Origin of the sequence: Chitinophaga sp. RCC_12 (genome assembly GCF_041360695.1) — a bacterium.
GTDB lineage: Bacteria > Bacteroidota > Bacteroidia > Chitinophagales > Chitinophagaceae > Chitinophaga.
In genome coordinates, this window is record NZ_JBFUPS010000004.1 from 13,068 (window position 1) to 26,523 (window position 13,456).

The window sequence follows — 13,456 nt, forward strand, 5'->3', positions numbered from 1 at the left end:
GGGAGATTCCCCTCCGCTAAAATCATCTGAATAAAGTATCTCTTTTCTGTGGCCAGGAAGTATCTCCTTTCTTATCTTTTTTCTTCTTGTGTTTCATGACGGTATCCATTGGCTTAGGCGGAAAAGTGTCCTGTGCAAATACTTCAATCTGATCAATCTGAGCTGGCTTTACCGGAGCCGCCTGTGCTTTGTCCGGAGTACCCCTGAAGAAAAAGAGGAGGGTAAGCGTGCTTATAAGGCCGATGGTAGCTGGTAGGTTTTTCATAAAAAAATAAATTTGTTCAGGTATTAATAAGCAGATATCATGCGCCCTTTCCAGCGGCAGAGCACTGTTGATGTAAGCTGCTGACAATATTTCAGTTATCTTATCGTTGCGTTATTTGTTCCCCGTTTTTACTGTGGATATTGCACGTCAAACAGTGGAGTGATAGACACGTTATCCCATACCGTATACCCCTATGGACGGGCGGAAGAACGTGAGGCACTGCTTTTGTGGCGCTTAAGATATTGTTCACCAAAAATTTATCTTATGAAAGGCACCAGAAATGAGAACACCCGGCAAAGTAAACAACAGTCTTTTTCCAATATGCCACGTCCCGAAATCAGGGATAATCTTGACAGCAGGAAAAATGAAGAACAGGATTATAAAGGCAGCGACACCACGCACAACAGCAAAGACACCAAAGCTAACAAACATAAAAAGCATTGATGACAGGCAGTTCCGGCCGCTAACCGGCCGCCGGGCTTTTAAATCAGCAGCATATGGATCATATATTTTTCAGGTTATCGCTGTTAGCGGTGGTAATTTGCACCGCATGTAACAGCCCGATGCAGAATGAACAGGAGCGGGCAGCCAAAGATTCGGCCAATGCACCGGTTCAGGGCGTGCCGGAAGAAAAATCGGAAAGCATATCGTTAGATACCACCTACGGGGATTACCGCATTTCGGCGATTGCCACCGGTACCGGCAGTATGCGGGATCTTATCCTGGCGGTAGGCAGCAAAAAGGATTCTACACAGGCGGACAGCACCATTGAGCATGACGTGAAAGGGCAGCTGAAAAATATGATGATCGCAGACCTGGATGGAAACGGTAAACCGGAGCTTTACCTGCAAATGTTATCGGAGGGTACCGGCCGGTTTGGTAAGATCTATGCTTTTGAAATAGGACGGCCTAAGGTTACAAGGATTAATACCTTCTCCCTGGATACCATGCAGCAAAAGGATTACAGGGGACAGGATACATTTTTTATAAAAGAGAAAACGCTGGTACGTACTTTTCCGGCGTTCAGGGAAGGTGATCCTGATGCGTTAACTGCAAACACCAAAGGGATTATCATTTATCACCTGCAAAAGGCAGGCGACACCCTGAAGCTGGTGCCGGCGAAATAAAGGCTATTGCAGCCATACCAGGCTGCAATAGCTTTTATACAATTATTTATTGTACTGAATACCTTCCTTATCCCAGCGGGTATAGAAGTATTGCAGTGCGTCGGAGAACTGTGTGAAGTTTTTATTGGCGGGAATGGTCCAGCCATCTTCCGCATAAGCCGCCAGGCGGGGAAACACCTGGTGGTTCATTGTTTTTACATCCGGAATCCATTCGCCCCACATCTGGCAGCCACTACCCAGTATTTTGCTGTGGAACTTCGGATCAAGGCCTTCCGGGATGGGATCAAAGCTGTAGGCTTTTTCCAGTGATATTTCCTTGTAGCTGTAATCCAGGTACGTCATGGCGTGATAGGAGTTGATCACGTCGTATCCTTTGGACACCGCATCGGTGATCAGTTTCAGCTCCCCTTTCCAGAATTGCACAATGGTACCGGCTGCGAGTTTTTCCGTTGCGGAAACATCTTTGCTATCAGTGAACTCATGCAGTTTTGTGCCCATAATTTCATTCCAGCCGGCCATACGGCGTTTTTTGCCTGCCAGGTAGTTGGAGATATTATTGGTGAAAGCAATCTGCAGGTCGGCAGGAGAACCCAGTTTATGGGCTTTCATATAGGCGTTCACCCCGGCATCTGCTTTCCACTGGTCGTATTTTACTTCGTCGCCGCCAATATGGATTACTTTGGAGGGGAACAGGGCAATCACTTCCTGCAACACATCTTCCAGGAAGGCGATCACTTTGGGATCAGACACATTGAAAACGTCGTAGTGCACACCGAATTTACCCGGAACCTTGATAGGCGTGTGTGTGGTGCCAAGCCAGGGATAAGCAGCAATGGCTGCGCTGGAATGGCCCGGCATTTCTATTTCAGGAACAATGGTAATGTGCCTGTCTGCCGCGTATTTGATAATGTCTTTAATCTGTTCCTGCGTATAAAACCCTTCGTGGGGTTTGCCGTCGTATACTTTGCTGTTCCATGTACCGGATTGGGTGGAATCACGTTTGCTGCCCACAGTGGTAAGCAGTGGATACTTTTTGATTTCAATGCGCCAGCCCTGGTCGTCGGTGAGGTGCCAGTGGAAAACGTTCATTTTCAGCAGCGCCATTTCATCCAGCAGGTGTTTTACGGTTTCGCCGCCTTTGAAGTAGCGGCCCTCATCCAGCATAAACGCCCTCCAGCCGAAGCGGGGCTTGTCTTTGATGGACACGGCATTAATCGTATATGCGCTGCCGTTGGCGGTAATGAGCTGGCGTAAAGACTGGATACCATAAAACACACCGGTTGAAGTTGCCGCGGTGATGGTGATGTTATCAGGCGTTACCTGCAGCTGGTAGCCTTCCTTGCCTAATTCCTTTTCCAGTTTTGCGTCCAGGGAGAAGCGGATGTAGTTGTTTTTGGCAGCAGGTTTCAGTGTGAGAGAGAGGCCATATGTTTCCTGTAATGCTTGTTGCAGCTGGTTGGCCTCGCCGGCGCACTTGCCTGGAATGATGGCAGTGGCGCCGGATAAAGAGAATGTGCCGGATAATGTTTTTACTTCCGACGGCTGCGGAATAATATTGATTGCCTGCAGGGGCATGGTACTTACCGACAGCAGCAGCAGGCCGGCAAATGCCAGTGTGGAGCGTAGTTTTAACATACGTAGATTTTTATTGTTCACTTGGTTAAGGTGAAAAAATACAATAAAATCCCGTGATTTAAAAGAACTGCGCCATTAACCTTCCTGTTCCATATAACCGCTTGGTAATCCGTTTTCCATAGAGGCGTCGCCATAATCGTATTCTACCGCATAATTTTGCGGCAGGGTTACGGGCCTGTCCAGCTGAGGGAACACCGGCTGCGCTTTGAATTTATCTTTCCATTGCTGCAGGGTCGCTGTATCCAGGTGAATGGGATGCAATATCCTTACCTGCGCATTTTCCGGAAGCGTAACCAGGTCGCCGTTAAGCGTCCGTGGCGTTATGTTTTCATCGCAGTAGAAGGCGGTGATCAGCTGATCGCCTTCATCGAATAACGCCCAGACAAGCCTTGTGGCGAAAACGGACATCACCGGGTTATGCCGGAATACGGCCTGCCATTTTGCAGCGCTCCATTTTCTTTGTTCTTCCAGGAAAAGTTCCAGTCGCTGTGTTTGTACTTTGATGGTATCGGACATTTCCTTTGGCAGTGCTTTGAAAGCATTCCTGATTTCCCTGGGAGTGGCTACCGGGATCGCTTTCAGGCGGCGGCCCTTATCATTGATATAAGCTGGTTTAAAGTTACTGTCGAGGAATGCGCGGTATGTTTCGCCTTTCACTTCGAAGGACCTGTACAGGCCATCGAAGCCAAAATCAGGCACTATTGAATCGATCAGCTCCTGCAGCGTGAGACCTCTTTCAGTGGCCGTCAGCTCCAGCGCCCGGAGGGCTGCGGCGCCCACTACTGCTTTACGGAAGCGGTACCTGCGTGAGAAGAATTCCACTTCGCGGAGCGCTTTATTGCTGCCATGGAGGGCCAGTGCGCCCACGCCGTGTTCCGCCATTTTGAGCCGTTTGGTGGTAATCCAGAGTTGTATGTCTTCCCGCAGGGTATCGGCCAGCAGGTCGTCTCCCAGCAGGGCGGTGAGGGTCATGAGGTACTTTAGCTTCAGGTCGCCGCCCTGGTCGGCATATGCTTTATAGAGTGCGCGGGCAAAGTCGCCGCTGCGGGACCGGTCGATCAAACGCAGCAGTGGTTTCGCTTCCACGTCGGCGTGTACTTCCGTTACCCTCGACATGCGGTAAATAAGGAAGCGCATCATATCGGTGGTCATCACCGTACCATCCAGCAGGTAGAGTGGCGGCAGGGCTTTGTCGTCCAGCCATTTCTCTGCCGGTTTGGAGAGTTTGTGCCTTTTCTTTGCAAACATCACCAGCCTGGTAACGAGCACCAGGTCGTCGGTATCTGTGAGGGTATGTCCTCCCAGTGTTTCCAGCATCAGGTCGCGTGCATCGTCGTTTACTTCCTTGTGGAGTGCCTGTTGCAGCAGTTCGCGGGCATGCTCATGGTCGAGTTTAGACAGGATCTGTACGGCGGTTAAGCGTTGATCGGCTTTCTTATGCCCCAGTAATTCCGCCGCTCTTTCCAGCGCCTGCGGGTGTTCCGCCAGTATAACGGCAACGAGCGTACGAACTGATTTCAGTTTATGCAGGGTGTATGGCCAGAGCTGATCAATATACAGTGCCTTGTCCAGCTGGGAGAGCACCGGGAGTATTGTTCTGGCGTCGTAATCATTTTCCAGTGCGTGCAGCAGCATAGGCGCTGCCTGTTCCTGTAATTCGTCTGCCAGCACCTGGAAGGCTTCCGGGTGGAGGGACCGTTTTTGAGCAAGCAGGCCAGCGAGATACGGAACGGCTGCGGGGCGGTCGAGGTGCAGCAAGCCGCGCACCGCCAGCACGCCGGGGGGCATGTTGTTGGGTGGTATGTTCCCGGTTACCTTTGAGTAGCCCGATTCCGGTGTGTACGGGCCGGCAACCTGCCTTTCCAGGTAATTGCAGGCTGCTTTCAACAGCCGTTGGTTATATTTTTCGGGGAGATGACCGGCGAGAAGATAATAACCACTGACGGCGGCGGCATAATCGGGTAGTGCGGCCAGTTGTGTAGTTGTTTTCTCGATCAGCGGTTCATACTTGCCCGGGTTGTTTTGCAGTAATACGCGGGACACGGCCTGTTGATCCGGGAGGTATTCCGGCAGCAGGAGAATGCTTTCCAGGTATTCCATTTCCCGGTCCGGGTGTCCTTTGGTAAGAAGCCGGAAGAAGAGGGAGTTCCATCCTTTTTTACGCCAGGTGTTTACGTAGGCGTTGATCACATGAGGTTCCGCGCTTTTGATCAGGTCCTGCAGAAATTTACGCAGGGGCGTGAATTTCAGCGGTGCAAGGTCGAAGTTGTTGCCGTCCCTGGAATAACTGATCATGAGGGAGCCGATTTCTTCCGGCGTACAGCCCCGTTGCTGAAGGTAGCTGGTAAAATAGCTGAACCGCAGTACGATGGAGGAGGAGGTGCCGGGCATGTCCATCATCGGAATGATGGTTGTCAGGAAGGTTTCCCTGCATTCGTTCCAGGTAAGCGGCGGTGAAATCAGCTTTAGTATGAGCCGGTCGTTGTCGTCCCAATGGTCGGGAATTTGCAGCAGGGAGATGAAATGTCCCATTTGCCGGGCGGTTTCAGCGGTGGGAAATACCGGTGTTTCATAGGTGTGCCCTGTAAGGAAATCTACCCCGGACTGTATAGTGCCTGCGATGTTTTCATAGTCATTCAGTTGTTTCAGTTTTTCAACAAGAGGTAGTATAGTTTCCTTTTTGTATGGCATAAGGGTATAGATAGATTCAGATTATTTTTTCAGCACAATATCTTCTTTTGCTGCCCATTGTGCAACATCCTGTTTGCTCAATGCGCAGGCCATCATCTCCGGAAATTTGTCCGGTGAGCAGGCGAATACGGGTATTCCGAGGTTTGCCAGGAATTGGGCATTCTCATGATCGTAGCTGGGGGCGCCTTCATCGTTCAGCGCCAGCAGTACGATTACCTGTACACCCGCTGCTGCAAGTTCGGTAAAGCGTTTCCGCATATTTTTTTCATCTCCTCCTTCAAAGAGATCGGTGATCAATACCAGTACGGTGTCTGCCGGTTTGGTGATGATCTGCGCGCAGTATTTCAGTGCGGCATGGATATCTGTACCTCCGCCCAGTTGCACGCCGAACAGCAGTTCCACCGGGTCCTGCAATTCTTCTGTAAGGTCTGCCACGGCGGTATCAAAAACCACCATCTGCGTTTTTAGCGCCGGGATAGAAGCCATTACAGCCCCAAAGATACCAGAATAAACGACAGACGTACCCATTGATCCGCTTTGATCCAGGCATAATACCACTTCTTTTAGCGCCGACCGTTTGCGGCCGTACCCGATCAGTGTTTCAGGGATGATGGTTTTATACTCCGGTTGATAGTGTTGCAGATTTTTCTGGATGGTAAGCGGCCAGTTCACCTCGTTATGCCGTGGGCGCCGGTTGCGTGCGCTGCGGTTTAAGCTGCCGGTGATGGCCTGTTGGGTAGGTTGTGCCAGTTTCCGCATCAGTTCATCCACCACTTTTTTCACTACCTGCCGGGCGGTGTCTTTGGTTTTTTCCGGGATAACCTTGCTCAAAGTCATCAGGGTAGCCACCATATGTACATCGGGTTCTATGTTTTCCAGCATCTCTTTTTCGAAGAGCATCTGGGTGAGGTTCAGGCGCTTGAGGGCGTCCTGTTGCATTACCTGCACTACAGAGGCGGGAAAGTAGCTCCTGATATCGCCCAGCCAGCGGCTTACGTTTGGAGAGGATGGTCCTAGTCCTCCCTGCCTGGTGCTGTCATACAGGGCTTCCAGTGTTTTGTCCAACTGCAGGTCCGTTTTATTTAACGGGAAGGAGGTACCGTCATTCTGGGATCCACCCAGCACGAGCCGCCACCTGCGAACCTGTTCTTCATGCTCCATCCGGTAATAATTTAGCGTCTTTAAATCCCAGCAGCTGCATCACTACGGGGATGCCCCGGGCGCCCCGGTCATGATCTATATCCCCTGTGGTAGTTGCTTTTATGCTGGTTCCATTTCCGCCGTGTTTCACTTTGTCGCCCAGTTTTTTTCGTTCCGGGGCGGTAAAGTTAGAAAAGGTGCGGCGTAATAACGGCAATACCTGTATGAAAATATCATTTTCCAGTTGGGAAACCCAATTATGCACCATGCCCCACAACTCTTCATCCAGGAGCAGCAGGGTGCCGCTGCCCCTGAGGAAGCCCTCCAGCCAGGCCGCTGCCAGTGCGGGCGGATTGGCTACGGACATGGATACACTGAAAGCTTTTACCAATGTTTCCCCCGTCATTATTTTGCCGTCGAATAGCAGCCGTGAAGCGTAGCCGGCTATCATGGGGGCCGATTGCGCGTTGCGGGAAATGGCCAGCAGCGTTTCCTGCCAGGAGGTGGTGAGGGCATTATCCTGTATGAGGTTAATGGCGTCGTTCATGGCAAAGAAGAGATCCAGCAGCGGGAGTGCGGCATCATCGGCAACGGCGGTGCAGGCAGCGGGTAAGCTGATGCAGATGCGGCCGATCATGCTTTCGGTGATGTTGCTGACCAGCGCCGCATCTGTTTTACGCACGTTGCCATAGCGGCTGATATTCACCAGTGAGGGAATTACTTCCATCAGCTGGAGCACATCGCCGGAAGCAGCAGCGAGGTTGTTGATCCGGTGGATCAATACTTCCACTACAGCGGGGAGTTCTGCAGGGATAGCTGATTCCAGCATTTTACATACCTGCTGCAGGGTGCCGGTATTATTGGCGGTGTTGGTAACAAAGCTGGTAGCAGCTTCTGCTACGGTATTTCCCCAACTGCCTTTTTCAATGATATCAATGGAAAAGGCGGGGGCCCATTGGAGGCGCCATTGTTCTTTAAAGGTCCCTTTCCCGGACACCTCGAATCGTTTTCCCCAGTATATTTCCAGCAGTTGCAGGCGGTGGAGGAAAATACTTCTTTCCAGGTCTGTGTCTTTCCGGAGGTCGAGGGTATAGTCTTTAAAGTCGGCTGTTTGCGGCAGCCTCAGTTTTTTCTGCCACCGGGAAATATCGGCCTGGAGAGGAGGCGTAGGCACTTCTGCGGGTACTTTCCCGATCCGGTTGCGCACAATCAGTTCATCGCGGATCAGTTGCATGAGGATACTTTCCCCGTTGCAGAGCACACTGAGGGTGGCCTCGTTGAGTTCTTCCAGTCCGGGTCTGGGATAATGACGGAGGGCCGCCAGGGCGTTGGCCAGGCGTACCGCTTCCATTACGTGGGCCACGGAGGTATCCTGTTGCTGCTCCCTGAAAAGCTTTGCTACCAGTGCCATCCAGCGGGTACCATCATCGGCAGGGTATTCCCAGATGTGTTCATACCATCCCGGTGAGGGGATGCCGGCGCCATAGCCGCTTTCATAACTGAGGCGGCTATATGTCCATGGTATCCAGGTGCATTCCACTTTTGTTTTGGGGAGGCCTTTCAGCAGGTCGTTATCATCTTTTTGTTTGGGCATGGTTTGCAGCGCCGGTGCGTGCCAGGCGCCGCATATGACGGCTATCCGCTGGAACATTTCCTTTTCTGCCTGGCGGATGCACTTCCGCATCCAGGCTTCGCGGAGGGCTTCTTTCCGGTCATATCGACGGGGGAGTTCTTCCCGAAGGGCGTGCATGGCGTCATGCACCGCCTCAAATACCTGCTCCTGTCCGAGGCGGTATTCAAACATATGTTCCCACCAGCGTTCGCCGTCGTCGTAGCCGGCGGCATGGGCCAGGTGGGCGACCGGGTCCTGCGGGGATGGCGGGAGAAATTCCAGGTCCAGTTCTTCCGCGTTGAATGCTTTTGTGGCAGCATTCAAGGCGGAGTTCAGTTCCGCGGGAGGCATGTCTTCCCCTGGTGTTGTATTTTCAGTTGCTTCTTTTTGAGCTTCCTCTTTTTGAGCGCCGGCTGCTCTTTTTGCCGCGGCTTCGTTTTCCATGCCGAATACATGGGCCAGGGGAAGGTCCATAAAGCGGGCATGAATGCGGTGGGTTTTAGCGTACAGCATGGCCTGCCATTCCGGTGAGAAGGCCGCAAACGGATAGAAGCAGGCTTTCTGCGGACTATCTGGCTGATAAGCCAGGATGGCCACGGGTGGTTGCAGCTCTTCATGACCAGCCCATTGCAGCAAGGCATCTGCTTCCGGTGGTCCTTCGATCAGCACAATATCCGGCTCCAGCTCTTCCAGGAAAGCTTTTACATTCCTGGCGGAGCCAGGGCCGTGGTGCCGGATACCTAATATATGTACGGACATACGTCTATCATATTAACAAATGAATGGAGTGCCAGCAGTTCGGCATCTCCCGGAAATTATACTGAAAGTAATTTCTAAACAAGTATTGTGTAATAGGCACATTATGACTGATTTATGAAATCACTATTAAAGTAAAAACTAAAGTAGTAAAGCAGGCGTTTTCACGTGGTAACAGCGTTTAAACCATGCTTTATACCCTTCGTAAAGGTGGACTTGATAGGGCGTATGCCCCGCTTTGACCCTTAGTAAAGGTGGACTTGATACGCTTCATCCCCGCTTTAAAGGCGGACCTGCTGTTAAGCGAGGTCACGGCAGGCGCGGTACACGTCTTTCCAATCCTCCCGTGTTTTCACCACTGTTTCAAGATATTCCTGCCAAACCAGTTTATCCTGAACGGGATCTTTCACGACAGCGCCGATGATGCCGGCTGCGAGATCCGCAGCATTGAGGGTGCCATCGCCGAACCAGGCGGCCAGGGTGAGACCATTATTCACCACTGAAATGGCTTCAGCGGTGCTGAGGGTGCCGCCGGGCGACTTCAGCTTGGTTTTTCCATCGAGGGTAACGCCGTTGCGGAGTTCGCGGAAGATGGTAACGATGCGGCGGATTTCTTCCACCGCAGGTTTTTCTGCCGGCAGGTCCATCGTTTTTTCAAAGCTTTCCACCCTCCTTCTTACAATATCAATTTCTTCCTCCATCGAATCCGGAACAGGCAAGATAACGGTATTGAAGCGGCGTTTCAGCGCACTGGATAATTCATTTACGCCTTTATCGCGGTTGTTGGCGGTAGCAATGATATTGAATCCTTTGGTCGCCTGTACTTCCGTATTCAGTTCAGGAATGGGAAGTGTTTTTTCCGACAGGATAGTGATGAGGGTATCCTGCACATCGGCGCCGATGCGGGTAAGTTCTTCTATGCGGGCAATTTTGCCTTCCTGCATCGCGCGCATCACCGGGGTTTCCACCAGGGCATTCCGGGTAGGGCCTTCTGCCAGCAGGCGGGCATAGTTCCAGCCATAGCGCACACTTTCTTCGCTGGTACCGGCGGTGCCCTGAATGATGAGCGTGGAATCGCCACTGATGGCTGCGGCCAGGTGTTCGCTCACCCAGCTTTTGGCGGTGCCTGGCAAACCATACAGCAGCAGTGCCCTGTCGGTGGCGAGGGTAGCCACGGCTATTTCCATGAGGCGTTTGCTGCCAATATATTTAGGGGTGATTTCAAAACCGTTCTTCAGTTTCCCGCCGATCAGGTAAGTAACTACCGCTTGTGGCGGCAGTAACCAGTTTTGCGGACGCTTCCCTGCGTCGTCTTTTTTCAGTTCTTCCAGCTCCTGTGCGTACAGTTGTTCGGCGTGGTAACGTAAAATGTCTGACATGGTATGTTGATTAATGTGTTTGGATTTAAAGTGATTGTATCTGGCTTTTTGCCTGGAGCAGCCGGCCCAGGTGAACTTTGATATTATTCCAGTAACCGGTGTGATAGGCCTCTACGGGCGTGATATCATCCAGGGTAGCGGCTATCGCCACCGGTATTTGCCGGATATGATTATTCATGAATTGCTGATTGTAGGTGTAAGGCTGTGTGGCCGCATATTTGAAGATCCGGGTACACAATGGGAGGCTCCATTCTTCCTGGTTGTTGCAGGCGTACTGGATAATGGAGTCCGGGTGTTCATCAAAGAACTTTTCACTGAACTGCTGTTGTTGTTCCGGCGGCAGCAGGGGGATGATATCTATATAAAAAGTTTCGCTGTGCTCCATAAAGGAAACGGCGCGCGCTTTGTCTTCAAACCAGGCAATAGCCAGCACCAGTGCAGGGATAAAAGGTTTCAGCGATTCCTGCAGCTGGAAGAGAGCGATGACCCTTTCCGTATTCCGGTTAAAATGTTCTTCCCAGCGGGCCGGGTGTACGAAGCTGATCAGCTGGTAGAGGATGTGTGTTTCATCCGTGATGCTTTTATCGTTGCTGAGTTTTTCGATGCCGCTCTGGAAGATGCTGTCGTCTGTTATTTCCGGGAGCGCTACGGTTACCTGGCCGTATTCATCGAGTTGTATGGCGCCGGCCACGATCTGCCAGTATTTTTCGTGGAGGGAGGAGCCGGGCAGTTTTTTCAGGATGCGGGTGGCGGTTTCTTTTACCTGTTTGCTTTTTTCCGTGAGCAGTGATTCCAGCCAGGGAATATCTGCGGGATGAGCGGGTTGTTCCAGTACCGAGAGCAGTTCCGTTTTCACAGTCGCGCTTTCTTTGGGCCAGGATTGCTCCAGCCAGGTGCGCGCCATAACGGGATCGGTTGCACGCAATTCCTTCAGCGCTTCAAAACGCTGTGCGGTGGCGCCGTTCTGCCATCTGTCTTCGATGGTATCCGCTACGCGTGAAAAGTTCCAGTCGGGGTTAAAGTGCCCGAGCCATTCCGCACGTTGCCCGCCTGTAGCGGCGATCAATGCGCGCAATGATTTATTCCGCCAGCCTTTGTCGAGCATCACGGGCAGTTGCGCCGGTGGCAGGAGTACATTCGCCTTGGCGCAGTATTCGAGCCATAGCTGCAGCAGCTGGATGCTTTCGGTTTCCAGTACCTGTTGCAGTACTCTTATGGCGGCGGGCTTGCAATAAGGTTTTGTTTCCGGCGGGCACACTTTCATGGGTGCTACATTGGCGGTAACGGGTTGCGTACCGCTCAGGCGGTAGTTGTAGAGCACTGCTGCCAGTTGCAGGAACTTATCTTCTTTATCTGTATCCGCGCCTGCGAGGATGGTGTGGGCTGCCTGTTGCAGGGGGCCGTTCATACCGGTGCTATCCACCGGCTTTTTAGCGGTGCCCAGCAAGGCGGTATTAATGAGTTGATGCCAGTGCTCCATTATAATATTTTATATTCCTGTTCATGCCAAACGCCAATGGGTTCATATTGGGTTTCTTTACCTGTAACTGCCATGTGGAGGGGTGTTCCCCCGCTCAGCGCCAGCAATTTCCAGGTGTGCTGGAAAGTTTTTTTCATGGCCATCAGTTGCTGGCGGCTGTCCTGTAGCCACCATTGATCCGCGTGCCAGACAGGGGTAAGGTCTGCGATCGTATATACCTGGTCGTTATACAGGGGCAATACTTCATTGATGGCGGTTTGTGCGGTTACTACTTCCTGCCATCCGGCGTAGCCGTTGAAGGTGTGGTTTGCCGGCACTGTTACCTGTTGTTTGATCAGTGCGCGCAGCGGTGCTGCGGAAGGATAAAATACCAGTTCCGCATTGATGGCGTTGCCGGGCGTGAGGGTATTGGCGATGGTGCTTTGTCCGCGTACATAAAACTGCAGTATCAGTGCGGGACGTTTGGTATTTATGCCGTATAGCCAGTAGCGTTCCACCACGAGGCGGTCTTCCTCCGTAGTTTGTTTTCCCAGTACCTGCCAGGTGTCGGTGATACCGTTTTGTTCCTTCAGTTCTTCCTGTGAGGTAGAAAAACCGGCGAGGGTACGGATATCCTGCTGCAGTGCGGGCGGGAGATCGCTGAGGTGCTGATAGCCTTGTATAACGAGGTAAATGCGTGTGAGCTGGGTGATGAAAACGGACTGCCATCCGTCGTGGAAGTAGCTGATGTCTGCCAGTTCGCGCATCATGGCGGCGAGGCCGGGGGCCTGTGCATCTACCATGCGGCGGATCATATTTTCGAAGAAAGCCGGATCTTTTTCGGGCATGTCCATGATACCGTTGCGCACGAGATCTTTTATCCAGCGGAGGAGTTCTGCGGCGCCGTCGCTTACTTTCTGCATGCGTGCTTGTTGCCTTTTGGCCTGGGCGGAGGTATCCGGCTGCTTCTCTGTTGCAGTGGCGGGTGTATTTTTCTTCTCATCTTTTTCGGCGCGTTTGGCGAGCCATTCGCTTACCCAGGAGGGCGGTGTTGCTTCCGGGAAGGAAGCCCGTTGTCTGGAGTAGAGCAACAGCAGGCCCAGTCCGTGTTTGCAAGGAAACTTACGGCTGGGGCAACTGCATTTGAATGCCATGTTGCCGGTGTCTATCTGTGTCTGGTATGGTTTGCTGCCGCTGCCCTGGCATTCGCCCCATAACGCTATATCGCTGACGCCTTTACTAACCCATTTAGCCGGGTTAGCCAGGTCCTTCCCGGATTTACGGGAAGATTCATCAGGCGCCATAGCAAGCACTTGTTCGTCGGATAGGTTCAATGGATTAACGATTTAAAGCGCAAAGTAAATAATTCCATAAAATAAAAAACCAAATATC

The 13,456-nt window shown here is 51.9% G+C and carries 10 protein-coding genes; 2 read left to right on the forward strand and 8 right to left on the reverse strand.

Features of this window, described 5'->3' with window-relative positions:
* Positions 1–22: 22 nt before the first annotated feature.
* The gene (locus AB6805_RS13265; RefSeq protein WP_370909902.1) at positions 23–265 is read right to left on the reverse strand and encodes a hypothetical protein; all 243 of its coding nucleotides are present in this window, start codon (positions 263–265) and stop codon (positions 23–25) included.
* Between the two features lie 264 nt (positions 266–529).
* On the opposite strand from AB6805_RS13265, the gene AB6805_RS13270 reads away from it, so the two are divergent.
* Positions 530–709 (forward strand): hypothetical protein, encoded by a 180-nt coding sequence (locus tag AB6805_RS13270; RefSeq protein ID WP_370909903.1) that lies wholly within the window; start codon positions 530–532, stop codon positions 707–709.
* Positions 710–762: 53 nt separating this feature from the next.
* Positions 763–1,392 carry a hypothetical protein gene (locus tag AB6805_RS13275; RefSeq protein ID WP_370909904.1) on the forward strand — a complete coding sequence of 210 codons (630 nt, stop codon included), beginning with the start codon at positions 763–765 and terminating at the stop codon, positions 1,390–1,392.
* Positions 1,393–1,434: 42 nt separating this feature from the next.
* Here the strand turns inward: AB6805_RS13275 and AB6805_RS13280 are convergent, their stop codons facing one another.
* The 7 genes from AB6805_RS13280 to AB6805_RS13310 form a co-directional block, all read right to left on the reverse strand.
* Entirely contained in the window at positions 1,435–3,027 is a 1,593-nt protein-coding gene (locus AB6805_RS13280; protein ID WP_370909905.1) for a beta-N-acetylhexosaminidase, read from the reverse strand.
* 75 nt (positions 3,028–3,102) lie between these two features.
* Positions 3,103–5,718, reverse strand: a complete 2,616-nt coding sequence (locus AB6805_RS13285; RefSeq protein ID WP_370909906.1) for a DUF4132 domain-containing protein — start codon at positions 5,716–5,718, stop codon at positions 3,103–3,105.
* A 21-nt stretch (positions 5,719–5,739) separates the two neighbouring features.
* A complete protein-coding gene (locus tag AB6805_RS13290; protein ID WP_370909907.1) occupies positions 5,740–6,879 on the reverse strand; it encodes a VWA domain-containing protein in 1,140 nt (379 codons plus the stop codon).
* Complete coding sequence (locus AB6805_RS13295) at positions 6,869–9,229, reverse strand: DUF5682 family protein (protein WP_370909908.1); 2,361 nt, start codon at positions 9,227–9,229, stop codon at positions 6,869–6,871. Before AB6805_RS13295 ends, AB6805_RS13290 begins: the two co-directional genes overlap by 11 nt.
* Positions 9,230–9,525: 296 nt before the next feature.
* Complete coding sequence (locus AB6805_RS13300) at positions 9,526–10,605, reverse strand: AAA family ATPase (protein WP_370909909.1); 1,080 nt, start codon at positions 10,603–10,605, stop codon at positions 9,526–9,528.
* A gap of 25 nt (positions 10,606–10,630) precedes the next feature.
* Complete coding sequence (locus tag AB6805_RS13305) at positions 10,631–12,085, reverse strand: DUF5691 domain-containing protein (RefSeq protein WP_370909910.1); 1,455 nt, start codon at positions 12,083–12,085, stop codon at positions 10,631–10,633.
* On the reverse strand, positions 12,085–13,398 hold the full coding sequence (locus AB6805_RS13310; RefSeq protein ID WP_370909911.1) for an SWIM zinc finger domain-containing protein: 1,314 nt from the start codon (positions 13,396–13,398) through the stop codon (positions 12,085–12,087). The genes AB6805_RS13305 and AB6805_RS13310 overlap by 1 nt, the downstream gene beginning before the upstream one ends.
* Positions 13,399–13,456: the final 58 nt, after the last annotated feature.